This window comes from Hyalangium minutum (assembly GCF_000737315.1).
GTDB classification, from domain to species: Bacteria; Myxococcota; Myxococcia; order Myxococcales; family Myxococcaceae; genus Hyalangium; species Hyalangium minutum.
This window is the reverse complement of sequence record NZ_JMCB01000020.1, coordinates 72178-98713: the sequence shown is the minus strand read 5'-3', so window position 1 is coordinate 98713 and position 26536 is coordinate 72178. Positions and strand designations below refer to the sequence as shown.

Sequence of the window (26536 nt, the reverse complement as noted above, 5' to 3'; positions counted from 1 at the left end):
CAACCTCTCTTAACGGTCAGGCCGGCGCAGCGTCGGGCTGCCGGTCTGGATGTGCCGCCTGGAAGGCGGGAAGTTTCTCGCACGCAGCCTCGATGCGCGTCAGCGTCGGATACGGCGAGAGGTCCACTGCAAAACGCCGGGCCCCGTAGAGCTGCGGGACCAGGAAGATGTCCGCGAGAGATACGGTCTCTCCCAAACAATAGGTACCTGCGGTCTCCTTCACCGCCGCCTCCAGCGCTGTCAGGCCCCGGACGTTCCAATGGGCGGCGAAGGCCTTGTCGTCACGCTGGAGCTCGCCCTTGACGAACTGCAGCACGGACAGGTTCTGCAGCGGCTGGATGCCCGAGTTCACCATCTCCGCCAACATCCGGATCCGAGCGCGCAGCAGCGGGTCTGCGGGCAGCAGGGCAGGCGTGGGGTAACGCTCCTCCAGGTACTCCAGGATGGCGACCGACTGCGAGAGCCGCCGCACCTGGCCCCCCTCCTCGAGCTCGAGCGTGGGCACCGTGCGCATGGGGTTGAGTGCCCGGTAGGCGTCCGAGTTCTGCTGGCCGCCGTCCTTCACCAGATGCACCGCCTCATAGCTGTAGGAGAGCCCCTTGAGGTTCAGCGCGATGCGCACCCGCCACGAGCACGAGGAGCGCCAGTAGCTGTAGAGCTTCATCGCTTCACCACCTTCTGCGAGATGCGGCCGAAGAGGCTGTGGCCCGAGGCGTCCAGCGCTTCAATCTGAATGGTGTCTCCGGGCTTCATGAAGGGCGTCTTCGGCTTGCCCTCGTCGATGGTCTCGATCATCCGGCGCTCGGCCAGGCACGAGATGCCGCGCGAGCGGTCCTCGTTGGACACCGTGCCGCTGCCCAGGATGGTGCCCGCCGTGAAGCCGCGGGTCTTGGAGATGTGCTGGATGAGCTCGGGGAAGGAGAAGTGCATCTCCCCCGCATCCGTGTCGCCCACCAGCTGGCCGTTGAGCGTGGAGCGCACGCGCAGGTGCAGGCGCCCTTCCTTCCATGCCGCGCCCAGCTCGTCCGGCGTCACCGCGAAGGGGCTGAACGCCGTGGCGGGCTTGCTCTGGAAGAAGCCGAAGCCCTTGGCCAGCTCGTCCGGAATGAGGTTGCGCAGCGACACGTCGTTGCAGAGCATCACCAGCCGGATGTGCTGGCCCGCCTCGGCCGCCTTCGTGCCCTGCGGCGTGTCGCCGAGGATGGCACAGACCTCGCTCTCGAAGTCCAGGCCCCAGGCCTCGTCGGCCAGGGGGATGTCCGCCGTGGGCGCCAGGAACTCGCCCGAGCCGCCCTGGTACACCAGCGGATCCGTCTTCAGCGTGGGCGGAGGCTCGGCGTTACGCGCCTTGCGCACCAAAATGACGTGGTTGAGGAAGGCGCTGCCATCCACCCACTCGTAGGCGCGGGGCAGCGGGGCCAGCAGCTGGTTCACGTCCAACGGGCGGCTCTGCACGGTGCCGGCCTCGAGCTGCTCGGCCACCGCGCGCAGCTGCGGCTCCGCGCGCTGCCAATCATCCAAGGCGTTCTGCAGGGTGAGGGCCACGGAGGTGGCCAGTGCATACGCCGAGCTGTCCCGTTTGACGACGATCAGCCGTCCGTCGCGAGTCCCATCCTTCAGCGTGGCAAGCTTCAATGCCGGGCTCCTCGGCGGCCGAGGAAGGAACTGCCAGGCCGCCTCCTTGGGGCGGGCTTTTCGGCTGCGGGCTTTAGGGTGTCAAGCCACAGCGCCCCCTGGCACCGTGCGTTCGTGTTGTCGCTGCCAGAAGCCCAGCCCAGGGTGGCAGGCTCTCGCTGATCGCGTTACCTGTCCTTTTCCAGGCAGTGCGCAGTGCGTCATGAGCGCCTGCCCGGCTGCCCCCCGGGCCGTGGGGGGACCCTTTGTAAGGGGGTGGGATGGAAATCAGCCCGTTCGAAACCAAGGTTGTCCAGGGACGACGCGCAGCCGATCGCATTGCCGCCGCAGTGCGCAGGGAGGGCGAGGGCATTTCATGGCAGAGGGCTTTCCACAGGCCGGCGCCGTTCCTGGAGAACCCACACCCGGACGGCGGCTGGGCAACCGCTTCGAAGTACTTCAGCGCCTGAAGGCCGGCCGGGGCATCTCGACCTGGTTGGGGAGCGACCTGCGGACCGGGGGTCGCGTCGTCATCAAGGTGACGTCCACCAGTTCCATGGGCCCCACCTCGCGCCAGCGGCTGGAGCATGAGGCGGCGGTGCTCTCCGAGCTTCACAGCAGCTTCCTGGTGCCGATGATCCACCTGGGCGTGGCCGGAGACCTGCTGTACTTGGTGACGCCCTACATCCCTGGCGAGACGCTGGAGGAGCGGCTCCGGCGCGGCAGCCTGAGCCTGCAGGAGGTGCTCACGCTGGCCCAGTGCGTGCTGGCCGCCCTGGCCGAGGCCCATCGTCACGGTGTGCTCCACCGCGACGTGAAGCCCGCCAACATCATCGTCGAGGGCCAGCCGCTGGAGCGCGCCACGCTGGTGGACTTCGGCCTGTCGCGCAGCGAGCGCCTGGATCCGTCGCTGCGGGACTTGCCCGTGGGCACCGCGCGCTACCTCTCGCCCGAGCAGGCCGGCCTGCTCAACCGGCCGGTGGAGACGACCTCGGACCTGTACTCCGTGGGCATCGTCCTCTTCGAGGCGCTCTCGGGCCGCCCCGCCTTCGATGGAGGCTCCGTAGGCGAGGTGCTGCGCCAGCACTTGGCCGCGCGCCCCAAGCTGCGCAGCGGCGGCGTGGAGATTCCACGCGCGCTGGAGGAGCTGGTGGGCCGGCTGCTGCAGACGGACCCCACGGACCGGTACCAGTCCGCCGAGTCCGCGCTGGCGGACCTTCGCGCCCTGGACGAGGCGCTCTCGCACGGCGAGGCGGAGCCGGAGCTCGTCACCGGTGCGCATGATCAGCGCCGCAGCCTCACCGAGCCCTCCTTCGTAGGCCGCTACGAGGAGCTGGCCGTGCTGGAGCGTGAGCTGGAGCGCACCCGCTCCGAGCCGGGGCGGCTGGTGGTGGTGGAGGCTGAGTCCGGCGGTGGCAAGAGCCGGCTGCTGGAGGAGCTGTCCGCCCGCGCCGTGCACCACCGCGCCTGGGTGCTCCAGGGTCAGGCCCAGGATCAGGCCGCGCAGCGCCCGTTCCAGCTCTTCCAGGGCGTGGCGGCCGGCATTGCCGCGGCGGCGCGGGAGCGGCCCGCGCTGGTGGAGGTGCTGCGCCAGCGGCTGGGCGGCCAGGAGACGGCGCTGGCCACCGTGCTGCCCCAAATGGAGCCAGTGCTGCGCCCCGCCCCGCAGCAGCACCTGGGCCCTGAGTCCTTCGGCGAGAGCCGCGGCATCCGCGCCCTCACCTCGCTGCTGTCCGCGCTGGGCACGGAGGCCGAGCCCGCGGTGGTGCTGCTGGACGACTGCCAGTGGGCGGATGAGCTCACGCTGCGCGCCATCGAGGCGTGGCAGCAGACGGCCTCGCAGAGCGGCGGGCACGTCATGCTCGTGGTGTCCTTCCGCAGCGAGGAGGCAGGCCCGGGGCACATGCTGCGGCGGCTGAAGCCCACCGCCCACCTGCGGCTGGCCACCTTCGGCGCGGCCGACGTGGCCCGCATGGCGGAGTCCATGGCGGGCGCCCTGCCCCCCGAGGCCATCGAGCTGGTGGCCCGCCTCTCCGAGGGCAATCCCTTCATGGCCTCGGCGGTGCTGCACGGACTGGTGGAGGATGGGGCGCTGGTGCCCGGCCCGGACGGGTGGCAGGTGGACCCCGACGCCATGGCCCACGTGCGCTCCTCGCGGCAGGCGGCCTCCTTCCTGGTGCGTCGGCTGAAGCGGCTGCCTGTGGACTCGCTGCGCCTGCTCTCGGTGGGCGCGGTGCTGGGCAAGTCCTTCGACTTGGAGCGCGTGTCGGCGCTGTCGGGCACGCACCGGCAGCAGGTGGCCACGGCACTGGCCGAGCCCCGCCGGCGGCACATGCTCTGGGAGGACAGCAGAGACAGGTACACCTTCGTCCACGACAAGCTGCGCGAGGCCCTGCTGGGCCTGCTGCGGCCCGAGGAGCGCAAGGAGCTGCACCGGCTCACGGCGGCCACCATTGCCAGCAGCCCGCAGGCGGACCCGTTCGAGCTGGCCTACCACTTCGACGCCGCAGGCGAGTACACCCAGGCCCTGCCATACGCGCTGGTGGCAGCGGAGCGGGCGCGCAAGCAGTTCGCCCTGGCCACCTCCGAGCTCAACTACCGCATTGCCCAGCGCGGCGCCGAGGGCGCGGACTCGGGCACCCGCTACCGCATCGCCGCGGGGCTCGGGGACGTGCTCATGCTGCGCGGCCGGTACGAAGAGGCCCAGCAGCAGCTCGAGCTGGCCCAGAGCCTGGCCCATGAGCGTGTGGAGCAGGCGCGCATCTGGTCCAAGCTGGGCGAGCTGGCCTTCAAAAGTGGCCGCGGTGATGAGGGCAATGCAGCGCTCGAAAAGGGCCTGAAGCTGCTCGGGCGCTGGGTTCCGAAGAGCAATACCCTGCGAGGCCTGGGCGCCGTCTGGGAGATGGTGGTCCAAGCCGGCCACACGCTTTTACCGGGGACATGGCTCGGGCGGAGGCCCTTGGAAAACAGCGAAGAGGATCTACTCGCTGTCCACCTCTATAGCCGCCTGGCTTATGGGTACTGGTACCAGTACGGGCGCATGGCCGTGCTCTGGGCCCACCTGCGTGAATTGAATATCGCCGAGCGCTACCCCGCCACGCCGGAGCTGGCTCAGGCCTATTCCGTCCATTCTCCCGTTGCCACTGTCCTGCCATGGTTTGACCGGGCCATCGCCTACGTCACGCGCTCCCTGGAGATGCGCCGGGAGATGGGGGACGTCTGGGGACAAGGCCAGTCCCTTCATTTCTACGGGCTGGCCCTGTACTGCTCGGGCCACTTCGAGGAATGCATCGATCGGATTCGCGAAGCCATCCGTCTGCTGGCCCGGACAGGTGATCGTTGGGAAGTGAATAACGCCCACTTCCAACTGGCCATGGCCCTCTACCGGTTGGGGAGGCTGAGAGAGGCGCTCAAGTCCGCCCAGCAGTTGTACCAAGCCGCGCTGGCAATTGGGGACCGCTACGCCGTGCGGCTCGCGTTGGAGGTCTGGGGCAAGGCCGCAGGGGGCCGCATCTCTCGCACCCTGCTGGAGGCGGAGCTGGCCAACCCTGGCGCGGATCCTCAGTCCCGCGCGGGGGTCCTCATGTCCGAGGCCATCCGGCAGCTCCACGAGGGGGACGCCGAGGGCGCTGTCACCACCCTGGAACAGGCGGATCAGCTTGTGCATAACACCCACCTGCGCTCCGAATACGTGGCGCCCGTGCCCGCCTGGCTCACCACCGCGCTGCGCAGGCGCCTGGAGGGGGTCTCCTCGTTCGCGCCCGACCGACGCTCGCGCCTGCTGGCGCAGGCCGAGAACATCGCGGAGCGGGCATACAAGGTCGCCCGCATCTACCGCAACAACCTGCCCCATGCGCTGCGCGAGCGAGGCTTGCTGTCCGCCATGGCAGGCCGTGAGCGCAAGGCCCGCCGCTGGCTGGACCAGAGCCTGCAAGTGGCCGAGGAATTGAAGATGCGCCATGAGCGCGCGCAGACGCTGCTGGCGCGTGGACATGTGGGCCGGGAGTTGGGCTGGCCCGAGGCCGCGGAAGATCTGAAGACAGCGGCCCGAGAACTCCAGGAGATGGAGCAAGGGCTAGGCGAAGAGTCCTTTACGCCCAATGCTCCTGCGGATCGTCTGGAGACGCTCTCCCTGGCGGATCGCTTCCCCCGGGTGCTGGAGGCAGGCAGGCGCATTGCCTCCGCCCTCACACGCGAGGCGGTGTTCGAGGCAGTGCGGCAATCCATGCTGGAGCTGCTTCGCGCAGAGCACTGCGTGGTGTTGGATCCGGCGGAGGTGCTCCCCGAAGAGGTCCGCGCTGCCGAGGGCGTCAGCCGCACCGCCATCAATCAGGCGTTGGAGACAGGGCGCCCCGCCATCCTCGGCCAGGGAATGCCGGGAGGCGTGAGCGACAGCATGGAGATGATCGGTGTCCGCTCTCTGCTGTGCGCTCCCTTGCAAGTGCGCGGCAAGACCGTGGCGTGTGTCTGCGCCAGCCACCGCCAGGTGGGCGAGCTGTTCAGCGAGGATGAGGAGAAGCTGACCGGATTCATCACCACGCTGGCGAGCGTCGCGCTGGAGAACGCGGAGGGGTTCGAGCGCATGATGGCCTTGTCCGAGGAGCGAGGGAGGCTTTATCGCGAGGAGCAGGAGGCCGTGCGCCGCCGGGACGACTTCCTCTCCATCGCAGCGCATGAGCTGAAGACGCCTTTGACTTCGCTCCAACTGCACCTCCAAGGGCTCATGTCCCAGGTGCGGCAGACGACGCAGCTCATGCCTCCAGAGCGCGTGGCCACCAAGCTGGAGTCTGCCAACCTGCAGACGCAGCGGCTGGGCAAGCTCGTCAACGAGCTGCTGGACATCTCGCGGGTGGCTCAGGGCCAGCTTCTGGGGAAGCTCGAGGAGGTGGACTTGGTCGCGCTGGTGCGCGGCGTCATCGAGCGCTCACGCGAGGCGCTTGCTCGAGCCGAATGCCCCATCGAGCTGCACACCAGCGGGAGTGTCACCGGCCGGTGGGACAGCTTGAGGCTGGAGCAGGTAGTGGGCAACCTCCTCACCAACGCGATGAAGTACGGCGCGGGCAAGCGCATCCAGGTGTGGATCGAGCGGGACGCCACCCAAGCTCGGCTCAAGGTCCAGGACGAGGGCATCGGCATCGCTCCGGAGGATGCCCAGCGCATCTTCGAGCGCTTCGAGCGTGCTGTCTCCGTGCGGCATTACGGTGGGTTTGGCATCGGGCTCTGGCTGGTGCGAGAGATCGTCCAGGCGTTGGGGGGATCGGTCCATGTCGCGAGCGCCCCCGGCCAGGGCGCCCTCTTCACAGTCACGCTGCCCCTGAGCGGCCCAGAGTCCTCTTCCGTGGGAGACCCGCCACTCAGCGCCGCGTCAGCTCCAGGTAGATGACGTTCTGCTCGCTGTCGCGGAACATGCGTACGGCGGCGAGCTGCATCGGATCGATGTCCAGGGTGAGCGCCTGCATCTGGTCCTCATCGCGGTAGATGAGCCACCAGTCCATGAACGCCTCCAGATAGCCGGCCTCGGGGCAGGTGGCGAAGTTGGCCACCAGCAGCCGGCCTCCCGCGTTCAGCATGTTGAAGAGCAACTGCGTCAGGCGCCGGGCGGTGTTGTCGGAGAGGTAGTCATACAGGCCAGCGGAGTAGGCCAGATCCAGGTGCCCGAACACGGTGCGGCCGGTGAGCAGCGCGCGCACGGAACCGCAGACCGGCCGGATGGCCGTCTCCGGGTGCTGGCGCGCCACCTCCGCCAGGCTCATGGGATCTTGATCGAAGGCAATGAAGTCCCCCACGTGGTGCTCCTTCACGGCGTGGGACAGCTCTGCCTCTCGCAGGTGCCCGCAGGCCACGGAGAGGATCCGCGGCCGGTGCACCTGAGCGGCCACCGTGTCGATTTCCCGCGCCAGCAACACGCGCCGCTCTCGGACACTGCGAGGACTGGGCTGCTGGTACATGAAGCGGTAGATGTGCGCGCCGGACTGGAAGTTGGAGTCCTCGGGCAAGCGCTCCGCGTAAAGGTAGTCGATCAGCGCCGCATCGCCTGCATAGCCTCGCGGGCGTTCATATCCATGGCGCGTGAAGGGGCACTGATGGAGCAGCTCGCGCAAAGGATGGATGCGCGCAACCTCCAGACAGAAGCGGCGCCAATCCTTACGGCTCCAGTGCTGGCGCAGGTGGAAGAGCCCATGATGCAGCGTGAGCATCCCTTCCTGGACATCTCCTCCGTGGGCCAGCTCCCGGTAGATACCGTCCAGCCAGGAGGTTGCTTGACCGAGCATCTCGCTCTGATTGGCCCAGTCCGTCACTGGCTCAAGCAGTGCGTTGCGCCCCAGTCCACGAAGCAGGTCAGACGTCTTCAGTACTTGAGGAAATGGGTTCTGCATCAACAAGCAGAACGCGAAAGCCCCCCTCAGGCCATTCCCCAAACAGCAGAGCCAGGATGAAAGCTCACTGGGCAACCGCTGTGCGCACCACATCCCACATCCAGGCGGTGCGCCCAGGCCAGGCCACTATGCGGACGAGACAGTCGCCAGTGCGTAGGAGTCCTCACCCACAGGCGTGGCCTCCCTGAACAAGAAGCGCTGAATGGCGCGGTTGACCAGCTCCGGCTGCTCCAAGTTGGACATGTGGCCCACCCGAGGCAGCCGTACCAGCTGTGAGCCGCGGATGTGCCTGTGCAGCAGCTCCGCCCGCTCCGGCGACGTCACCACATCCTCATCGCCCACGAGGATGAGCGTCGGGGTAACAATGCGCGCCAGCTCTTCGGTGACGCCTCGGCGGGTGATGACGCCCTGCATGGCCCTCCACACGTCCCGTGGATTCTGGAGGAGTTGGGACCGCAGTTCCTCGCGCTCGGCCTTACGCGCTGGATCCTTCAAGAAGGTCCGCCCGAAGTAGATGGACATGATGTGGTCCACCACTGGCCGCAAGCCCAGCCAGTGCGCCGTCGCCGTCAGCACCCGGTAGAGAGACAGGCTGAGGAGCGTCTCTGAGCCCGCAGACGTGTCCAGCAGCATGAGCGACCGCAGCAGTTCCGGGTGACGCGCCGCGACCCGCAGCCCCACGAAGCCTCCCATGGAGAGGCCCACGAAGTGGCAGGGAGACAGCCCCAAGGCTTGGATGAAGGCTACGGCGTCTTCATACACCGTGCGCAGGTCGATGGGCTGACCGGGCGGAGCAGTGCTCCGCCCCTGTCCTCGATGATCGTAGGCGATGCAGCGGTAGTGAGACTTCAGGAACTCGATCTGCCGGGCATAGAGATGAGAGTTCCAGAGCAGCCCGTGGCTAAAGACGATTGGCTCACCGGGCCCTCCAGTATCCTCGTAATAGAGCTGTGCACCACGGATGGACAGAAAGGGCATGATATTAAGGATTAGGAGAGGACTGGATCCGGAACCATCAACAGGTGCGCGATGTTTCCCTGCCAGGACATACCTCGGCACATGCCTCTTTCGAGGTGAACTTCCCCGGACCTGTGCCCTACCCGCCCGCTGGCTCCGTGGCCCACCAAGCGAGCCGCTAGCGGTGAACGGCCTCGAGGTAGAGCACGGTGTGGGGACTGTCCCACTGCACAGCCGGAGCTCACCCGTAGCGGTCGTGCTCCACCCGGAAGTCCTCCTCGGGTGGCAGCTCGATGGGCTGGTGACGGCCGTCGAGGATGCGGTAGCGCAGCAGCACGCGCTCGATGTCGTCCGCCAGCGCCAGCACTGGCTGGATGATGCAGCCCGTGGCGAAGGACACTTCATCCAGCTGGACCAGGTTCTCCGGATGGGAGGTGGCCACGTAGAGCGTTCCCCGCGTGCTGCCCGGCTGCAGCTTCAGCGGGCAGACGCGCAGGCGTGCAAGCACCTCCGTCGGCACCATCCGCACCGTCGCCACGGGCACCTTGTCCAGCGCTTCCGTCCGAACGAAGGGCACGTTCAGGTGGCCCGCCAGTAAGCGCAGAAACACGTCGCGCGGCACGAGGTACAGCTTCAGTACCGCCTCGCCGAACTTGCACCGCATCTGCTGCTGGTAGGCCAGCACCTGCGGCACCTGCTCGGGTCTCAGCGCTCTGTGGTGAACCAACCATTCTCCGAGTCGCATCCTGGACACGCCGCCACCCCCAACCACACGACTGTCTGTCTCTTGGGGCGAGGGCTACTGCTTCCGGCGTGCCACGACACACCCCAGGTAATTCACAGGGTTGCGCTCTCTCTTCCTCAAAATGAAGAAGGATTTTCCGACCCGCCCCTCCCGGAATTACTGTCCGCCGCACACATACCCAGGAGGCTGAATGTCGTTGCGTGTCTCACGCGTGATTGCCGCAGTGGCGCTGCTCCCCACGCTGGCTCTGGCCGATATCCCTCCCCCGCGCGCCGAGCAGAAGCCCGCGCCCGCGAAGGCCCCCGAGCCCGCGAAAGCACCCGCCAAACCCTCGAAGCAGTACTCCATTGAGCAGTTCATGGCGACCACGAAGCTGGCGGGCGCCTCGTTCTCCCCGGACGAGAAGAAGCTCCTCTACTCCTCCAACGAGACGGGCATCTTCAACGCCTTCAGCGTGCCGGTGGGCGGCGGCAAGCCCACGCAGCTCACCCAGTCCAAGACGGACACCACCTTCGCGGTCTCCTACTTCCCCAACGACGAGCGCATCCTCTTCACCCGCGATCAGGGCGGCAACGAGAACAACCACCTCTATGTGCGCGAGCTGGACGGCACGGAGAAGGACCTGACGCCGGGCGACAAGCTCAAGGCCACGTTCCAGGGCTGGAAGTCGGACGACTACTCGGCCTTCTACGTCCTCACCAATGAGCGGGACGCGCGCTTCTTCGACCTCTACAAGTACGACGCGAAGAAGTACACGCGCACCCTGCTCTACCAGAACGACGGCAACTACCAGATCGCCGACATCTCTCGGGACGAGAAGTGGATCGCCCTGGGCAAGCCGCGCACCACCTCCGACAGCGACGTGTTCCTCTACAACGTGGCGCAGAAGACGCACACGAACATCACCGCCCACAAGGGCATCGTCAGCAACTCGGCCGCCGAGTTCGACCCAGGCTCCACGGCCCTCTACTTCCTCACGGACGGGGGCTCCGAGTTCAAGCGCGTGGCGCGCTATGTGCTCGCCACGAAGAAGGTGGAGGACGTGGAGCGCGCCGACTGGGACATCATGTACACGTACTTCTCCAAGAACGGCGCCTACCGCGTCACCGCCGTCAACGAGGACGGGCGCACCGCCATCCGGCTCTGGGACGTGAAGGCGGGCAAGCAGGTGGCGCTGCCGCAGATGCCCGAGGGTGACATCACCTCGGTGGTCATCGCCCGCAGCGAGAAGCGCATGGCCTTCTACCACAACGGAGATCGCGCCCCGAGCAACCTCTACGTGCACGAGTTCGCCACCGCCAAGCCCTCGCGGCTCACGAACGCGCTGACGACGGAGATCTCCGCGGAGGACCTGGTGGACGCGCAGGTGGTGCGCTTCAAGTCCTTCGACGGGATGGAGATCCCCAACATCCTCTACAAGCCGCACCAGGCCACGGCGGAGAGCAAGGCGCCCGCCCTCATCTGGGTGCACGGCGGCCCCGGCGGGCAGACGCGCAAGGGCTACTCGGCGGTGATTCAGTACCTGGTGAACCACGGCTACGTGGTGCTGGGCATCAACAACCGCGGCAGCTCCGGCTACGGCAAGACGTTCTTCACCGCGGACGATCAGAAGCACGGCCGCGAGCCGCTGCGCGACTGCCTCGAGGCCAAGAAGTACCTGTCCAGCCTGCCCTACGTGGACAGCAGCCGCATTGGAATCGCGGGAGGCAGCTACGGCGGCTACATGACGCTGGCGGCGCTCGCCTTCCACCCAGACGCCTTCAACGTGGGCGTGGACATCTTCGGCGTCTCCAACTGGCTGCGCACCCTCAAGAGCGTGCCGCCCTGGTGGGAGTCCTTCCGCGAGGCGCTCTACCAGGAGATCGGCGACCCGGCGAAGCACGAGCAGATGCTCAAGGACATCTCCCCGCTCTTCCACGCCGACAAGATCAAGAAGCCCCTGCTCGTCATCCAGGGCGCCAATGATCCGCGCGTCATCCAGCCCGAGTCGGATGACATCGTCCAGGCAGTGAAGAAGAACAAGGTGCCCGTCGAGTACGTGGTCTTCCCCGACGAGGGCCACGGCTTCACCAAGAAGAAGAACGAGGTGGAGGCCTACTCGCGCATGCTGAACTTCCTGGATCAGCACCTGAAGAAGTCCGGCACCGCGCCGATGAACTGACGCCTGTCTCCGAAAAGCATGCGGCGGGGCCAGCTCTGGGAGCCAGCCCCGCCGCACGTGTTTTCAACGCGGGAGCCCGTTCAGTCCGAGCCCCGCAGGTTTACGCCTTGAGCGGCTTCACCGACTGCGGGCACTGCCAGTAGGTGTACTCGCAGGCACCCGTGGACTCGTCGCACGGGACCTTCATGATCGTGATCAGCTCACACGGGTGAGACGGCTCACCCGCCCCCGCGGGAGCAGCGCCCGGAGGCGCCGCGACTCCAGGAGTACCCGAGCTGCCCTGAGGAGCCGAGCCAGCCCGGCCTGCCCCGCGCCCCTTGCGCGAAGAGCCCCGCGGGTCCTGCCTCGACTCCTGCGACGGCGCTCCCCACAGTGGGGACACCACCGGCAGCAGGCCCGGCGCCACACCCAGCACCGCGCCGAGGACGTACAGCTTCGTTCGCATGAGACCCCCTTTGCCGGCTGAGCCCGCCGCCACACCCCAATGGCGCAGCGGCTCCGGTCCAGCGGCAGGACGTAACTACCAGTCAGGTCTGACACTTTTCGGAGCCGGCCCCCGCTCCCGGCCCAAGCCTGTCCCCCTGTCCTTTCGCGGCCTTCCACCGTCTCCGCCAACGCGCCAGGAGGGGGTCTTCCTCCTACCCTGAAGAGGATTAGGATGATCCGCTACCCCGGCGGCCGTCGGCGCTGTGTGGTATGGGAGCAACCTCCTCATGCCCTTCCAGATCACTGTCCACGAACCGGATCGCATCCTCGAGGTCGTCTACCCGCCGCAGCCCACGCAGGAGGACGTGGACGACTACCTCACGCGCGTGAGGGCCACCATTGAAGCGCTCAACGGCGACTGGAGCGCGCTGGTGGATCAATCCCAGTTGCGCGTCATGCCCTCCAACATGGTGGTCATCATGGCCAAGCTCAACGCGTTCGCGCAGCTCAAGGGCATGAAGCGCTCGGCGCGCATCGTCTCCACGGCGGCCTCCGGGCTCCAGGCGTGGCGGATGACCAAGCAGGCCATGCTCAACATCCCCGCGCGCACCTTCGAGTCCCGCGCCGACGCCCTGCACTGGCTGAAGAACCCCGACGACGAGTGAAGCTGCAGTCTGGCTGCTCTTCGACAGCCACTCTGGAATTCCCCAGTCTCCTAGACTGAGAGTGAAGACAGGGAAAGCGGTTTGAGGCATCATCCGCGGCCCCGCTTGCCTGCTCTGCGGGCGAGCCGTCCCCCTGTCCCCCAAGGAGTGGCCGTCTATGCGTAACCCCTGGTCCAGCGCCCCCCGGCGCGCCCGCGTTCTCGGAATTCTGCTGTGTACCCTGGCCTTCGCCGGCTGCGGCCCTCTGGAGGAGGGCGACGTGGCGCAGGAGCCGGTGGGCGAGTCCCAGAAGCCCGTCGTCTATGGCACGGACAACCGCACGGACGTGTACGCGCACACGGACGTCACCCTGCGGGCCCGCGCCCAGCAGTCCACCGTGGCGCTGATGCGGCCCAGCGCGATCAACACGAGCAGCCCCAACAACGTCACCTTCTCCGCATCCACGCTGCAGTCTGCCTTCAACCTGTGCACGAACCAGCGCTTCCTGACGGATCCAACGCCGGCGTTCTGCTCGGGCACGCTCATCGATGATGACCTGGTGCTCACGGCGGGCCACTGCATCACCAGCTCGTCGGACTGCTCCAACACGCGCTTCGTCTTCAACTTCTACCGGCCTGCGGCTGGCGCGCTGCAGACCGTCACCACGGCGGATATCTTCTCGTGCCAGTCCATCGTCGCGCGCCAGCAGGCGGTGGTGAACGGGCAGAACCTGGACTTCGCCGTCGTCCGCCTGGACCGGGCCGCCGCCCCGCGCTTCACCCCGGCGCCCATCCGCGCGGGCAACAGCGCGCTGCCGGTGGGTACCTCCATCACCGTGATTGGCAGCGGCAGCGGCATCCCTTTCAAGATCGACGCGGGCGGCACGGTGCGCGACGCGCGCGCCGCCACGCTGGACTACTTCATCGCCAACACGGACACCTTCGGCGGCAACTCGGGCTCGGGCGTGTATGAAAACAGCGGCTACACGGTGGCGGGCATCCTCGTGCGTGGCGAGACGGACTACGTGACGAGCGGAAGCTGCCGCGTGGTGAACGTGTGCACCGAGACGGGCTGCCGCGGCGAGGACATCACCTACGTGCGCCCGGCCATCAACGCCTACTGCGCGGTGGCGGGCAGCCTGCGCCTGTGCGGCACCTCCGAGCCGCCGCTCCCGCCGGCCAACTCGCTGGCCTTCAACACGACGAACACCAACAGCGCCCAGCAGAACACGGTGAACAAGGTGGTGGCCCTGACGGCCGGACAGAAGATCACCGTGGCCACCTGTGGCCTCACCGGCGCCAACTTCACCGGTGACACGTTCCTGCGCCTGTTCGGACCGGCCGCTACCGAGGTGGCCAACAACGACGACGCGTGCGGCGGCCAGGGCTCCAGCCTGAGCTTCACCGCCACCACCAGCGGCAACTACGAGATCCGCGCCGGCTGCTATTCCAGCGGCAGCTGCAGCGGCACCGCCGTGTGGGAGATCACCACGGGCACGCCTCCGGCCAACGGCTCGTACGCCTTCAGCGCGAGCAACACCAACAGCGCTCAGCAGAACACGGTGAACCGGGACGTCACCCTCGCCGCCGGCCAGACGATCACCCTGGGCACCTGCGGCGTCAGCGGCTCCTCGGCCTCCGGGGACACCTATCTGCGGCTCTATGGCCCGGCGGCCTCCCAGGTGGCCTCCAATGACGACGGGTGCGGCAGCGGCACGGCCTCCAACCTGACCTACACCGTCACCACGGCCGGCACCTACCAGATCCGCGCGGGCTGCTACAACGCCACCAGCTGCAGCGGCACGGTGGCCTGGACGGTCCAGTAGCCCGTCCGCTGCACGGGCCGAGAGCCCCTCATGCCGGGAGCCCCCTGCTCCTGGTATGAAGGGGCCTCCATGGGTGTCTTCTTCGGTTTCTTGCTGTTGCTCGTGGGCCTCGGAGTGGTCTCGCCGCTGATCCTGCAGGGGATTCGCCGCACGCTCCGCCAGCGCCTCGAGGCGCTCTCTCCCCAGCTCGAGCTGACGGACGTCGCGTGGGAGGAGCAGTGGCTGGGGCTCACCCTGGTGGGCCGCACAGAGGACACCCCGGTGGCGCTGGTGAGCCGTCCCTGGGGCTCCTACGAGGTACGAGCGGGGATCGACGCCTCCTTGCCCTTCGGACTGAGTCTCACCCCCCAGAACCGGGATGTCCGGCTGGAGGGACTGCAGGACATTCAGGTGGGAGTACAGGACCTCGACGCTGCCTTCCAGGTCCAGTGCGAGAACCCGGCCGCCGCCATCCGGTACATGCGAGACGAGCGGACCCAGCGAGCCCTGCGCGCCGCGCTCGAGGCCGATCCCAAGGCCTCCGTGCTCGGCGGCGAGGTTCGGCTCTCGTTGCCGCGCTCGAGCAACAAGGAGCTGCTCCGGCGCCAGATCCGCGCCGCCATCCGGAGCGCCCAGGGGCTGAGAGAGGCCACGGGGCAGCTCCCGGCCAAGAACCCGCCCGTGCTAGAAGGCCCTGAGGCACCGCGCTCGCCGACTTCCGTCGCTCCTGCGGCCGCAGCCCCTGCCCTCTCAGTCCCGGAGCCGCGTTTCTCCGCGGAGTACGTCCACCGCATGCGGCTGAAGCACCAGCAGCGGCGCGCGATGCAGTGGGGCGTGTACGGGGTCATGGCCGCGCTCATCCTCCTCCCCGTGGGGCGCATCTTCCGCCTGCCCGAAGGCCCGCTGGCTCCCGTGGCGGACTTCCTGCTCGAGTGGGACGCCGTGGCGTTCGTCGCCATCATGGCGTGTGTCCTGCTGCGCCTCGCTCTCGACCGCTGCCCGAGCTGCTCCACCACGCTTCCCCAGTTCGAGCCCAAGGTTCAGGACCTCCCCCACCTGTTCCGCCGCCGGCGGGTCAAGTGCGAGAGCTGCGGCCTCCAGCTCCGTTGAGCCCACTCGCCCTCCGAGCAGGCGTGGGCAACGCTTGACAGTCTCGACGGCCGGATCTAACGCGGAGCGCCATGAGCACTCCCCGCTTCCCCAACCCGTCCTCGCCCATCAGCACCAAAGGTCCCCTCCGCGTCCTCCTGCTGGAGAACATCCACGTCTCCGCCGAGCGCCTGCTGGCCGCCGAGGGCTTCGAGGTGGAGCGAGTGGCCGGCGCCCTCAAGCCGGATGAGCTCGCCGAGAAGCTCAAGGGCGTGCACCTGCTGGGCATCCGCAGCAAGACGAACGTGCCGGAGAGCTCGCTGGCCCACGCCGAGAACCTGATGGCCATTGGCGCCTTCTGCATCGGCACCAACCAGATTGATCTGACGGCCGCCAACACCCACGGCATCCCCGCCTTCAATGCGCCGTTCAGCAACACGCGCAGCGTGGCGGAGATGGTGATTGCGGAGATCATCGTCCTGACGCGCCAGCTGTTCGACCGCAGCCGCGAGGTGCACACGGGCCAGTGGCGCAAGGTGGCCACCGGCAGCCACGAGGTGCGCGGCAAGACGCTGGGCATCATCGGCTACGGGCACATCGGCTCGCAGCTGGGCGTGCTGGCCGAGTCGCTGGGCATGCGCGTCGTCTACTACGACATCATGACGAAGCTGCCGCTGGGCAACACGCGCTCGGCTCCCACGCTGGACGCGCTGCTGGCCGAGTCGGACTTCGTCACCCTGCACGTGCCGGCCACGCCCTCCACCAACATGATGATGGGCGCGGCGGAGCTGGCGAAGATGAAGAAGGGCGCGTGCCTCATCAACGCCAGCCGCGGCTCCGTGGTGGATATTCCGGCGCTGGCGCGGGCACTGCGCTCCAAGCACCTGGGCGGCGCGGCGGTGGACGTGTACCCGGAGGAGCCAGAGACCAACAGCGACGGCTTCGTCACCGAGCTGCAGAACCTGCCCAACGTGGTGCTGACGCCCCACATCGGCGGCTCCACCGAGGAGGCCCAGGAGTCCATTGGCCGCGAGGTGGCCACCTCGCTCATCAAGTTCGTGCGCAGCGGCGCCACCACGGGCTCGGTGAACTTCCCGCAGGTGGAGGTGCCGCTCATCCCCAACACCCACCGCATCCTCAACGTGCACCGCAACATCCCCGGCGTGCTGCGCGACATCAACCGCATCGTCTCGGACATGAACGCCAACATCCACGCGCAGGTGCTGAGCACGGACTCCAACATCGGCTACCTGGTGATGGACCTGGACCAGGACGTGTCCGCCCAGGTGTGCACGGCCATCGCCGGGCTGAACACGGACATCAAGACGCGCATCGTGTCCTGAGCCCCGCAGGCCCGTGGGAGGATCCTCTCAGGTGTCGAGGATCTTCCCCGGGTTGAGGATGCCGTGAGGGTCCATCGCGCGCTTGAGGGTGCGCAGCAGCTCCAGCTCGGCCGGGGCGCGCGTGTAGGAGAGGTAGTCCTTCTTCAGCAGGCCGATGCCGTGCTCGGCGGAGATGCTGCCGCCGTACTTGCGCACCAGGGAGAAGATGTCGTGGTCCGCCTGCTTCGTGTGGGCGAGGAACTCCGCCTTCTCCAGCGTGTCCGGCTTCATCACGTTGACGTGCAGGTTGCCGTCACCAATGTGGCCAAAGAGGCAGATCTCCCAGCTGGGGTAACGCGCGCGGAAGAACTGATCCAGCTCCGAGCAGAAGGACTCCAGAGCGGAGATGGGCAGGGAGATGTCGTTCTTGTGGGGCAGGCCGGTGGCGGAGAGGCTCTCGCTGATGCTCTCGCGCAGCGCCCACAGCTCCGCGGCCTGCGAGGCGCTCTGGGCCTGCGTGCCGTCCGTCACCAGCCCGCGCTCGAAGAGCGAGCTCAGCCACGCCTCCACCGCCGCCGCGTCCGTGGCCTCCGCCTCCACCAGCACGTAGCAGCCGCTGGGCGCGTCGAAGGGCGAGCGCAGCTTGCGGTGGCGCTGCACTCGGGCCAGGCACTTGTCCGTGAAGAACTCGTAGGCGGACAGCAGCAGCGGCGCCTGCCGCGCGTCCCGGAACAGCCGCAGCACCGCCGCCACGTCCGGCACCGCGAAGAGGAACACCTCCTGCTTGCCGGGAAGACGGGTGAGCTTGAGCGTCGCCTCGGTGATGATGCCCAGCGTGCCCTCGCTGCCGATGAAGAGCTGGCGTAGATCCGCGCCCGTGTTGTTCTTCTCCAGCGCGCCGTTGAGCTCCAGCACTTGCCCCTGGGCCGTCACCACCTGGAGCCCCAGCACCCACTGCCGAGTGAGCCCGTAGCGGATGACCTTCACCCCACCCGCGTTGGTGGCGATGTTGCCGCCCACGTGGCTGGAGCCCTTGGAGGCGAAGTCCACCGGCCACGTGAGCCCGTGCTGAGCGCAGTGCTGGTGCACCGCCTCCGTCACCGCTCCTGCTTGTACGCGCACCGTGTTGCCGAGCAGATCCACTGGATCCATCCGGTTCATCCGCCGCAGGGAGAGCACCAGCTCCCCCTTGGCCGCCACCGCGCCCGCCGCCAAGCCCGTGCGCCCACCTGAGGGCACCACCGCCACGCGGTGCGCGTTGCACAGGGCCAGCAGCCGCGCCACCTCGTCCGTCGTGCGGGGGAAGGCGATGGCCACCGGGGCCGGGGCGTAGACGCGCGTCCAGTCGCGCCCGTACTCCGCCAACTCGCTCGGCTCTCGGGTGAGGAAGTCGGGAGGAAAGCCCTCGGAGATGGCTTGGAGGAAAGCGTCGGGCAGAGCGGCGGTGGACATACTCCAGGCGTATTGCAGCCGCCCGCTCCTGACAAGCCGTTCGGTGCCTTCCTGTCCGCCTCCCGTCCAGCCCCGCCCTGGTGGCTCAGGGCTTCATGAGCGCGGCCAGCTTCTCGGCCAGTTCCGCCTCGGTGCGCAGCGGAGCGTCGTCCAACGCCTCCGCCTCCGCGCGCACCAGCGCCGCCGTGCGCTGCGCCACCTCGCTGGCCGCCGCCTTCTCGCCCTTGTGCCACTGCTCACAGGCCTTCCGAGCGCCCAGGATGAAGTTCGTCAGCGCCACCGTCTTGCGCACCGTGCTCTGCGAGTACCACGACGCCGTGGCGCTGAGCGGCTCGCTGCCCTCGTACTTCGCGGTGAGGGTGACCTCGGGCGACGCAGCGCCCTCCACGGGCTGGAAGGAGAACCCGCTCGCCACCACGGACTGGTTCGGATGCACCTCGCCGGTGCTGCTCATCCGCGCGACGATGGCGCCCCGGCGCCGCGAGAGGAACACCGTGGCCACATCCAGCGTGGCCGTGCTCACTCCTGGAGCCACTCCGGGCACGCCGTACACCGCCTCCACCCGGAAGCCCTCCGCCGGGGTAAGCGCCATGTGCAAGTCATAGGCGATGGGCGTCACCAGGAAGTCGAAGTCCTCGCCGAACACCGCCTGCGTCCTCTCTGCGTTGTTCAGGTAGAAGTAGTTCGACCCGCGCACGGCGGAGATCTTCGTCACGAGTTCCTGTCCAAAGGCGATGTTCACGCCGAAGACGGTGGTGTCCCGGCCTGCCTCGGAGTTGCTGCGCAGCAGGTCCATGAACTCGCTGTCGCCTGTGGCGCCCACGTTGGGCATCGCGTCCGTGAAGAGGAACAGCCGGCGGGAGCGCGCCGCATCCACCGGCCTCTTGGCCAGCTGCTCGAAACCCTCCTTCAGCCCACACTCGATGCAGGTGCTGTCCTCCGCCTCGATCTTGCCAATGGCGTTCAGGAGCGCCGCGCGATCCTTCACGGGCTGCTGCTTCACCAGCGTGTCCACCTCGTCATCGAAGATGACCAGCGAGAAGGTGTCGTTCTCGTCCAGCTTCCCCACCAGCCTGCGCGCCGCCTCCTTCACCGCCTCCATCGGCTCGCCCGACATGGAGCCCGAGTGGTCGATGACCAGCGCCACATCCAGCGGCTTGCGGCGGAAGGTGGCCCCGTCCACGTTCGAGGAGAAGCCCACCTGCACGAACACCTCCTGGCGCCCCGTATCGATGGCCGGGGCAATGCCCGTCGCCGTGCGCAGGCACAGCACCTGATCGCAGCCCGAGCCGTCCAAGGGCAGGTCATGCTCCGAGTAGAGCCCCTCCGCGACGAAGTCCTCCTGCAGAGGGACTTGGCCTTCCGCGACCTTCCGGCGCGCCAGCCCGATGTCCTGCGCTCCGCCGGGCGTGGCTCCGAAGCCGTCGGCCGCTGACGAAACGGGCACACCACAGCCAGCCACCGTGAACACCGCCGCCACCAGCGCGGCGAGGAGCCTTCGCGTCATGTCTTTCTCCGGGGAATGGGGTGCTCGCGCCAAAGCAAGCCTTGTTCCCGGACGCAAACCGTGGATTTCACTGGGCGCGGCGTCACAGATGCCCCACCTTCCCTGACAGCAGTGTCAGGGCTCGGGTGAGGCCACGATTCCAAGACGCGCTCGGCAGCGGCGTGCTGCGACCCTGAGTCATCCCCTCACTTGACCGAGGAGTCCGCCGACGCTCTGCCCGAGCCCAGTTCCACGATGCTCGCGGCGAACTCGCCCTCCAGCTCGGCCTTGAAGGCCCCTGGCTCGCTCGCCGCCCGGATGCGGCCGTGCGCCGTGCCGCCATCGGAGATGAAGGACACGGTAGCGCTCTGGATCTCGTACACCTCCGCCGGCCACGTGCGCAGCACACGCAGCACGTAGCCCTTGCACCCGCGCAGGTCGCCCGGCCGGTCCAGGTCTGTCTTCTCGCACGCCAGCGCGAGCGAGTAGATGGCCAAGTTCGTGCTCCCTCCGCCCCCCGCTGTGTTACGCACCGTGCCGAGCAACACCACGCTGTCTCCCGGCACCAGCGTGCGCGCCGCGCGCATCAGCTTCTGGGGATCGCCCCTCGCTGAGCCCGTCTCCGCCGCCTTCAGCAGCTCGGCGGGCTTGAGGTAGCGCAAGTTGGCGTCCCCCATCAGCGTCGCGTTCAGGGTGAACTCCTCGTGGATGCGCTGCTTGGCCGCCCCTCCCGCGGGCGTCTCATAGAAGCGCATCTCCAGCCCCGGCAGCGTCGCGCTCCGGGCCGCACAGCCAGACACCACCGCCGCGAGCGCGACGGTCCACGCAAGTCGCATCGTCATGGGCACAGGCTCCTTGTCGAGACTCACGGTTACCGGCTCGCCGAGTTCGTCTTCGCCCCCGGCGCCTGGTCCTCGGGCGCCAGGACGATCTCGATGCGGCGGTTCTGGCTCTTGCCTTGCGGCGTCCGATTGGACGCCATCGGGTGGAACTCGCCATAGCCCACCGCCGAGAGCCGCTCCGCCGGCACGCCCTTCTCCTGTAGCAGCTTCACCACCGCGAGCGCGCGCGTGGTGGACAGCTCCCAGTTGCTCGGGAACGGCCCCTTGGAGTCCGTCGGCACGTCATCCGTGTGGCCCTCCACACGCACAATCTTCCCCGGCACGTCCTTGAGCGCCTCGGCCACCTTCACCAGCGCCGCCTGCCCCTCCGGGTTGATCTTCACGCTGCCGGACGAGAAGAGGATCTTGTCCTTCATCTTCACCACCATCCGGCCCTTCAGCTCGGACAGCTCGATCTTCCCCGTCTTGATTTCATCCTTGAGGCTCTGCGCGAGCGACTCGTACTGCTCGGACTTCTTCTCCAGCTCTGCGCGCGCCTTCTCCAGCTTCTCCTTGCTCTGGGCCAGCGACTCGTTGAGCGCCGACAGCTCCGCCACCTTCTTCTGCAGCTCCTGCCTGCGGGACTCGCTGGCGGCGAGCGCCTCTTCCGACTTCGCGCGCTCCTTCTGCGCCGTCTCCAGGTCCGCCGACAGCTGCGCCACCTTCGAGTCCAGCGCCTTCGCCTTCTCCGACTCGTCCCCGTACTGCCGGCGGAGGTTCTCCGCCTCCAGGGCCTTCGCATCCAGCTGCGACTTCGGAACCCCACAACCCAGGAACAGCGTCCCCATGGCCAGCGACACGATCGTCCGTTTCATGCGTTCCTCCCAGGGCCTCGCTTCCTCGCAGACAAGCCATGTGCGAGGAAACGGCTCGGAGTGCGTTCTGTGGACGAGATAACGCAGCGCGATCGCAGTCCTTCAGCCTCGCTGTGCGCAAAAACGAGGCCCTCGCCCGAGTGTTATGGTTCGGACTCTGGTTTCAGCTGGTCCACGAGTGAATCCGGCTCGCTGCCCAGGGCTTCGTAGAGGGCCAGCACGCGATCGAGCTCCCGCCGCAGAATGCGGTGGTGATTGCGGTTCTTCACCGCCGCGTCCAGCCCGAACAGGCGCATGGCCTCCTCCCGGCCCACCTGCTGGGAGGCCACCCCGAGCACGAAGCCCCGGAACGCATCCGCCAGATCCAAGTCCATCGCCCCGCGCTGCCGTGCTTCGTGGAAGAAGGCCAGCGCCGCTGTCCGCATGGACTTCAGCACGGTGGACAGCTCCGCCCCTTCCGGGTCCAAGCCCAGCGCCTCGGCGATGTGGCGCTCCTCCAGCATCAAGCCTGACACATCGCGAGCGCCGATCCGCGTCTGCTCGGTCATCGCCACCATGATGGAGCGGCGGACGATGTTGTCGAGCTGGCGGAGGTTGCCCGGCCAACGGCTGGTGCTCAGCCGCCGCTGAGCCTCGGGAGCCAGACGCGCCTGGCCCCCGGGCATCCGCTCGCGGAAGCACCGGTTCACCATGTACTCCGCCCACAGGGGAATCTCGTCCTGGCGCTCGTCGAGCGGCGGCACTTTGATGGGCAGCACGTTGATGCGGTAGTAGAGGTCCTCCCGGAAGCGCCCCTGCTCCACCGCCTTCCGGAGATCGACGTTGGTGCCAATGATGAAGCGGACGTTGGCGCGCCGGTCCTTCGAGTCGTCTCCCAAGGGCCGGTAGGTGCGCTCCTCCAGCAGGTACAGCAGGGACGCCTGGACCTTCTTGGAGAGCTTGTCGATCTCGTCGATGAAGAGCGTGCCCCCCTCGGCCCGGGCCACGCTGCCGAGGGTGTCGCGCACGGCGTTGGTGAAGGCGCCCTTCTTCCAACCGAAGATCTCGGCGTTCTGCAGCTCTTCGGGGACCGTCGTCAGGTCCAGCACCTCGAAGGGGTTCTGCTTGCGCGGGGAGTTCTGGTGGCACCAGCGCGCCAGCCGGGACTTGCCCGCGCCCGTGGGGCCAGAGATCAGCAGCGTCTCATCCCCATGGGCGAACATGCGGAGCATGGGGAGCATCTGCCCCATGGCGCTGCCCACCACCGGGAGGAACTCATCCACCTCCGTGGGCTTCACCGTCCGCGGCGCGAGGCCCGTCAGGTACGGAGCGGAGACGTCGCTGAGCAGTTGCAGCCGCGCCTCGCAGTCCTTCCAGATGAAGGGCCGGCCCATGGACGCCGGGCAACTGGCCTCCAGCGACACCATTCCGTCCAGGTGGCCCGCCCAGCTGCGCAGTGGCAGGACGCAGACGTGGGTGGCCTCGCGACCGAGGAAGCGCTGCTGGCTCTCCTGGCTGTTGAAGCCCTCGCTGCTCTCGGGGGGCGCCGGCATCACCTTGTGCGCCGCGTCCGAGCGATGGGGCTGGATGGTGCGCGTGGCGATGTCGATGGAGACGGCGCAGCGGTGCTCCTGGAGCGAGCGCCAAGCCGTCGCGGACGCATGCAGAGGGCCTGCGTTGTCCGTTTTGCCGCCGGACAGGTCCACCACCGCCAGACCGCGGTAGGCCTCATCGGGACGCAGGTAGATCATCCCCCGTAGCAGCCGCCCCGTCTTCGCGTAGGGGCTCGCGGCGAGCACCTCCTCCACCACCTTGAGCATGCCCCGAAGCACCACCTCGGCCGCATCCTCGAAGTACCGGGCCTGCTGCAGGGTCGCCAACAGGGACTGGATCGCTTCGGGCATCATCACTCTCGCCTGCGCGTGCTCGGAAACTCCGCTTCCCCACAACGGGTACGAGGATGCGCCACGCTCAGGCTTCAGTACCACACCCACCATCCTTCGGGGGGCCTGGGCTCAGCGCAGCTGCACCCGCAGTGTCCGTGTTGACCCCCTCGAGAGACGGCGCTGCAGCAGGTGAGAACCGACCCGACAGGGCTTCCCCGACTTCACGGCCAGTCACTCGCCTCGCGGTTCACGCTCGTGCAGGCTCAGCCGCTCCCACTGACGCAGCGCCGTCAGCGCCTCGGCGGAGTCCGCTGGAGGAGATTCGAGGAGCTCAGGCCAAGGCCCCCCTCGGTGCTCCTCGAGAGGCTCCGCGGTCCTCGAAGGGACGGCGCTCTGCTCCGGCTCGGCCTCTTTCGCCAGAGGCGGCCAGGAGCGGTTGAGCAGCGTGTCCAGGTCCTCCGGAGGCAGCTGCCGGGAAGGTCTCCGCGGCGGCGCCGGTGGCTCTTCCTTCCAAGGGAAGAGCAGCTCGGTCCGTCTCGAAGGCTCGGCGGGAGCCGGTGGACTGCTGCTCTTCGGAGTCCACATGCGGACCGTCGGCGCCGTCCTCACCGAAGCCTCGGCGGCAACAGGGGCGCTCCGGGTTCTGGCTGGCGCCTCGGCATCACGCGTCTCGGGCTGCGAGGCCGCGGGCATGCCCAGCACGGTAGGGCGCGGGTCCTCTGCGGGTGTTGGACGCCGCGGAGGCACAGGACGCTCCCCTGGATGCTCCGGGCCTGGCAATGAAAAGCGCGACGCCCGCACCTGCGGCCGCGTAAAGGGGGACGGTTCGAGCGACAGCACTCCGGGCGGATCGACTCGGCGAGACACGCGAGGGGGTCCCGGGGGCGTGCTCAATCGGACCGCCGGAGCCCCAGGCACGGGCTCTGCCGAAGGGGGTGAGGCAGAGGACTCCAGCGAAGCAGCACGTGGCTGCGAAGGCACCCATTTGTTTCCCATGCGGGACGCCCCCTTCTGCGCGTTCTGCGGCACGGCCTCCTGGCAGTCCACCGGAGGCCCTGTCTTGATTCCCTGACGGTTCTGCTGCCGAGAGCCCGCTGCGGAGCCAGGAGGCGAGGGCTTGGAGAACACCCCCTCCGCCCACGCCTGAATCCGGCGAGCCCACGCGCGAGCCAGCGAGCCGCGCCTCTTCCTCTTCGAGTGCTCATCCACGGCTGAGGGACTCGAAGGTCAGGACGAGCCGCGAGATGTCGGCCTGGTTGTTGATCGCGTCGAACGCAGCCACCTCCCAGTCGCAAGGCCAGCAGGCCAGGAGGTTGTAGCGAAGCATCTCGGTCATCCCATCCATACCGAGCATGACGATGGAGACATTCTTGGGCCGAGGCTGGCCGCTCATGGAGTCGAGGAACCAGTTCCACAGCTCGGACGAGGTGGCGAAGCCGCGGCTCAGCGTCGCCTGTCCCAGGTGGAGGGCCCCCGGCTGTTGGCGCACCCCTGTGCTGTCGCCGCCCTCGCGAGAGTGGATGACGTTCAGCCTCTTGGCCAGCAGCCCTTCGAGCTGGGTGAAGTGGCCCTCCGCCACCCCGTCGATGATCAGCTTGAAGTTGTAGCTCCGGAAAAGATCCACCCGTGCGCCAGGCTGGGCGCCCAGTTCGGTCGCGCGCGGTGTGTTCACCAGCGGGTTCGCCTCAGCCATTCTTCACCTCCTCTACCTCCATCCCGCCTGGGTGCTGAATGATGCGGAGGAGGATGAACTCGGCGGGCTTCACCGGCGCCAGGCCGATGAACGCCACCACTTGCCCCGCGTCGATGCTCTCGGGAGGGTGGGCCTGCTCGTCGCATTGAACGAAGAAGGCCTCTTCCGGGGTGCGGCCCTGCAGCGCGCCGTCGCGCCACAGCCGCAACAGGAAGGCGCCCACGTCCCGGCGGATGCTCGTCCAGAGCGTTGGATCACTCGGCTCGACCACCGTCCACCCGGTGCCCACGGAGATGGACTCCTTCACGAAGTTGAAGAGGCGGCGCACGTTCAGAGAGCGCCACTCGCTGTCCGCGCCCGCCACCGTGCGCGCGCCCCCCACACGGATGCCCTGGTTGGGGAAGAAGCGGATGCAGTTGACGCCGTGGGAGTGGAGCTCCGCCTGCTCCTCGTGGGTCACGTGGCGCACGAGGTCCCCCGCGCCGTACACCACCTCGTTGGCCGGCGCCTTATGGACACCGCGAGACACATCCGTCCGCGCGTAGATGCCCGCCATGTGCCCGCAGGGCGGCACGTTCACCCGCTCGCCAGACATGGGGTCCACCGTGGTGATCCACGGGAAGTAGAAGGCCCCGAAGCCCTGATCCGACACCCGCGGACGCAGACCCTTCGGCGGCAAGCTCGCCGACGCCTCACCGGGCTTCGTCCCGGGTGCCTCTAACAGGGCCATCCGGGTGAGCAGTTCGAGGTCGTCCACGTCCTCGGGAGCATCCAGAATGGCGACGCGGTCCTTCATCTTCTCCGCGTGCGAGAGCAGCGCGTCGTGGGACGCGGGATCGGCCCAGCCGGGGGCCGCCACCATGGCCACCTCGGTCACCTCCTCGAGCACCGCCAGCCCCTCGCGCTTGCGCGTGCCTCCCGTGAGCCGCCTGGCGTCTCCAATGTTGACGATGAGGCAGCGACGCCCACCGTTGAGGAAGAAGCCGTAGACGGCGCGGGACAGGTCCGTGCCAGGGCTGTCCGGGCGGGTGAACTCCTTGAGGAAGTGGGGCCAGCCATGAATGGCCACCGCCTCGTGCAGGTGGGCATCCGCCAGAGGTGCTCGGCCCACGAAGGCCGCCGTTGTCGGCCCCACCCCTTGGATGGAGCGAGTGCCCGTGGAGACCTCCCCCACGGAAGCACCGGGCGTCAGAGAGCTCAGCACG

The 26536-nt window shown here is 67.9% G+C and carries 20 protein-coding genes; 6 read left to right on the top strand and 14 right to left on the bottom strand.

Going from position 1 to position 26536, the window contains the following annotated elements:
* Positions 1 to 16: 16 nt before the first annotated feature.
* Positions 17 to 664: a maleylacetoacetate isomerase gene (gene maiA, locus DB31_RS36840; protein WP_044196956.1), complete on the bottom strand. Its 648-nt coding sequence runs from the start codon at positions 662 to 664 to the stop codon at positions 17 to 19.
* On the bottom strand, positions 661 to 1635 hold the full coding sequence (locus DB31_RS36835) for a fumarylacetoacetate hydrolase family protein (RefSeq protein ID WP_044196954.1): 975 nt from the start codon (positions 1633 to 1635) through the stop codon (positions 661 to 663). Before DB31_RS36835 ends, maiA begins: the two co-directional genes overlap by 4 nt.
* Before the next feature lie 355 nt (positions 1636 to 1990).
* Here DB31_RS36835 and DB31_RS36830 point away from each other — a divergent pair, with 355 nt between their 5' ends.
* Positions 1991 to 6997, top strand: a complete 5007-nt coding sequence (locus DB31_RS36830) for a protein kinase domain-containing protein (protein WP_044196952.1) — start codon at positions 1991 to 1993, stop codon at positions 6995 to 6997.
* Here the strand turns inward: DB31_RS36830 and DB31_RS36825 are convergent.
* The 3 genes from DB31_RS36825 to DB31_RS36815 form a co-directional block, all read right to left on the bottom strand.
* Complete coding sequence (locus DB31_RS36825; RefSeq protein WP_240487081.1) at positions 6969 to 7886, bottom strand: class I SAM-dependent methyltransferase; 918 nt, start codon at positions 7884 to 7886, stop codon at positions 6969 to 6971. The two genes, DB31_RS36830 and DB31_RS36825, sit on opposite strands and share 29 nt — an antisense overlap.
* Before the next feature lie 231 nt (positions 7887 to 8117).
* Complete coding sequence (locus DB31_RS36820; RefSeq protein ID WP_044196950.1) at positions 8118 to 8969, bottom strand: alpha/beta fold hydrolase; 852 nt, start codon at positions 8967 to 8969, stop codon at positions 8118 to 8120.
* Between the two features lie 220 nt (positions 8970 to 9189).
* The gene (locus DB31_RS36815; RefSeq protein ID WP_240487079.1) at positions 9190 to 9675 is read right to left on the bottom strand and encodes a GspE/PulE/PilB domain-containing protein; all 486 of its coding nucleotides are present in this window, start codon (positions 9673 to 9675) and stop codon (positions 9190 to 9192) included.
* A gap of 208 nt (positions 9676 to 9883) precedes the next feature.
* On the opposite strand from DB31_RS36815, the gene DB31_RS36810 reads away from it, so the two are divergent.
* On the top strand, positions 9884 to 11854 hold the full coding sequence (locus DB31_RS36810; RefSeq protein ID WP_044196946.1) for a S9 family peptidase: 1971 nt from the start codon (positions 9884 to 9886) through the stop codon (positions 11852 to 11854).
* 100 nt (positions 11855 to 11954) lie between these two features.
* Here the strand turns inward: DB31_RS36810 and DB31_RS36805 are convergent, their stop codons facing one another.
* Positions 11955 to 12299 carry a hypothetical protein gene (locus tag DB31_RS36805; RefSeq protein WP_044196944.1) on the bottom strand — a complete coding sequence of 115 codons (345 nt, stop codon included), beginning with the start codon at positions 12297 to 12299 and terminating at the stop codon, positions 11955 to 11957.
* Between the two features lie 268 nt (positions 12300 to 12567).
* Here DB31_RS36805 and DB31_RS36800 point away from each other — a divergent pair, with 268 nt between their 5' ends.
* From DB31_RS36800 to serA, 4 genes are all read left to right on the top strand, one after another.
* Complete coding sequence (locus tag DB31_RS36800; protein WP_044196942.1) at positions 12568 to 12945, top strand: STAS/SEC14 domain-containing protein; 378 nt, start codon at positions 12568 to 12570, stop codon at positions 12943 to 12945.
* A 157-nt stretch (positions 12946 to 13102) separates the two neighbouring features.
* Positions 13103 to 14749, top strand: coding sequence for a serine protease (locus DB31_RS36795; protein ID WP_044196940.1), 1647 nt, complete (start codon positions 13103 to 13105; stop codon positions 14747 to 14749).
* A 69-nt stretch (positions 14750 to 14818) separates the two neighbouring features.
* Positions 14819 to 15838, top strand: coding sequence for a hypothetical protein (locus tag DB31_RS36790; protein ID WP_044196938.1), 1020 nt, complete (start codon positions 14819 to 14821; stop codon positions 15836 to 15838).
* Positions 15839 to 15909: 71 nt separating this feature from the next.
* The gene (serA, locus tag DB31_RS36785) at positions 15910 to 17160 is read left to right on the top strand and encodes a phosphoglycerate dehydrogenase (RefSeq protein ID WP_044196936.1); all 1251 of its coding nucleotides are present in this window, start codon (positions 15910 to 15912) and stop codon (positions 17158 to 17160) included.
* Positions 17161 to 17187: 27 nt separating this feature from the next.
* Here the strand turns inward: serA and DB31_RS36780 are convergent, their stop codons facing one another.
* The 8 genes from DB31_RS36780 to DB31_RS36745 form a co-directional block, all read right to left on the bottom strand.
* The gene (locus DB31_RS36780; protein ID WP_044196934.1) at positions 17188 to 18591 is read right to left on the bottom strand and encodes an FAD-binding oxidoreductase; all 1404 of its coding nucleotides are present in this window, start codon (positions 18589 to 18591) and stop codon (positions 17188 to 17190) included.
* Between the two features lie 85 nt (positions 18592 to 18676).
* A complete protein-coding gene (locus tag DB31_RS36775) occupies positions 18677 to 20098 on the bottom strand; it encodes a vWA domain-containing protein (protein WP_044196932.1) in 1422 nt (473 codons plus the stop codon).
* 185 nt (positions 20099 to 20283) lie between these two features.
* On the bottom strand, positions 20284 to 20919 hold the full coding sequence (locus DB31_RS36770) for a hypothetical protein (protein ID WP_157232351.1): 636 nt from the start codon (positions 20917 to 20919) through the stop codon (positions 20284 to 20286).
* 29 nt (positions 20920 to 20948) lie between these two features.
* On the bottom strand, positions 20949 to 21773 hold the full coding sequence (locus DB31_RS36765; protein ID WP_044196928.1) for an OmpA/MotB family protein: 825 nt from the start codon (positions 21771 to 21773) through the stop codon (positions 20949 to 20951).
* A gap of 143 nt (positions 21774 to 21916) precedes the next feature.
* Positions 21917 to 23659: a sigma 54-interacting transcriptional regulator gene (locus DB31_RS36760; RefSeq protein ID WP_276203677.1), complete on the bottom strand. Its 1743-nt coding sequence runs from the start codon at positions 23657 to 23659 to the stop codon at positions 21917 to 21919.
* A gap of 210 nt (positions 23660 to 23869) precedes the next feature.
* On the bottom strand, positions 23870 to 24223 hold the full coding sequence (locus DB31_RS36755) for a hypothetical protein (protein ID WP_044196926.1): 354 nt from the start codon (positions 24221 to 24223) through the stop codon (positions 23870 to 23872).
* Between the two features lie 616 nt (positions 24224 to 24839).
* Positions 24840 to 25331 carry a phage tail protein gene (locus DB31_RS36750; protein WP_044196924.1) on the bottom strand — a complete coding sequence of 164 codons (492 nt, stop codon included), beginning with the start codon at positions 25329 to 25331 and terminating at the stop codon, positions 24840 to 24842.
* Positions 25324 to 26535: a phage tail sheath family protein gene (locus DB31_RS36745; protein ID WP_044196922.1), complete on the bottom strand. Its 1212-nt coding sequence runs from the start codon at positions 26533 to 26535 to the stop codon at positions 25324 to 25326. Before DB31_RS36745 ends, DB31_RS36750 begins: the two co-directional genes overlap by 8 nt.
* Between the last annotated feature and the right edge of the window lies 1 nt (position 26536).

Bases quoted from the DNA above. Each gene is read 5' to 3' on its own strand.
- DB31_RS36800 (WP_044196942.1), top strand. From the start codon at position 12,568: ATGCCCTTCCAGATCACTGTCCACGAACCGGATCGCATCCTCGAGGTC.
- serA (WP_044196936.1), top strand. From the start codon at position 15,910: ATGAGCACTCCCCGCTTCCCCAACCCGTCCTCGCCCATCAGCACCAAA.
- DB31_RS36795 (WP_044196940.1), top strand. From the start codon at position 13,103: ATGCGTAACCCCTGGTCCAGCGCCCCCCGGCGCGCCCGCGTTCTCGGA.
- DB31_RS36750 (WP_044196924.1), bottom strand. From the start codon at position 25,331: ATGGCTGAGGCGAACCCGCTGGTGAACACACCGCGCGCGACCGAACTG.
- DB31_RS36770 (WP_157232351.1), bottom strand. From the start codon at position 20,919: ATGACGATGCGACTTGCGTGGACCGTCGCGCTCGCGGCGGTGGTGTCT.
- DB31_RS36765 (WP_044196928.1), bottom strand. From the start codon at position 21,773: ATGAAACGGACGATCGTGTCGCTGGCCATGGGGACGCTGTTCCTGGGT.
- DB31_RS36755 (WP_044196926.1), bottom strand. From the start codon at position 24,223: ATGTGGACTCCGAAGAGCAGCAGTCCACCGGCTCCCGCCGAGCCTTCG.
- DB31_RS36790 (WP_044196938.1), top strand. From the start codon at position 14,819: ATGGGTGTCTTCTTCGGTTTCTTGCTGTTGCTCGTGGGCCTCGGAGTG.
- DB31_RS36825 (WP_240487081.1), bottom strand. From the start codon at position 7,886: ATGCTCGGTCAAGCAACCTCCTGGCTGGACGGTATCTACCGGGAGCTG.
- DB31_RS36820 (WP_044196950.1), bottom strand. From the start codon at position 8,969: ATGCCCTTTCTGTCCATCCGTGGTGCACAGCTCTATTACGAGGATACT.
- DB31_RS36775 (WP_044196932.1), bottom strand. From the start codon at position 20,098: ATGACGCGAAGGCTCCTCGCCGCGCTGGTGGCGGCGGTGTTCACGGTG.
- DB31_RS36805 (WP_044196944.1), bottom strand. From the start codon at position 12,299: ATGCGAACGAAGCTGTACGTCCTCGGCGCGGTGCTGGGTGTGGCGCCG.
- DB31_RS36780 (WP_044196934.1), bottom strand. From the start codon at position 18,591: ATGTCCACCGCCGCTCTGCCCGACGCTTTCCTCCAAGCCATCTCCGAG.
- maiA (WP_044196956.1), bottom strand. From the start codon at position 664: ATGAAGCTCTACAGCTACTGGCGCTCCTCGTGCTCGTGGCGGGTGCGC.
- DB31_RS36760 (WP_276203677.1), bottom strand. From the start codon at position 23,659: ATGATGCCCGAAGCGATCCAGTCCCTGTTGGCGACCCTGCAGCAGGCC.
- DB31_RS36810 (WP_044196946.1), top strand. From the start codon at position 9,884: ATGTCGTTGCGTGTCTCACGCGTGATTGCCGCAGTGGCGCTGCTCCCC.
- DB31_RS36830 (WP_044196952.1), top strand. From the start codon at position 1,991: ATGGCAGAGGGCTTTCCACAGGCCGGCGCCGTTCCTGGAGAACCCACA.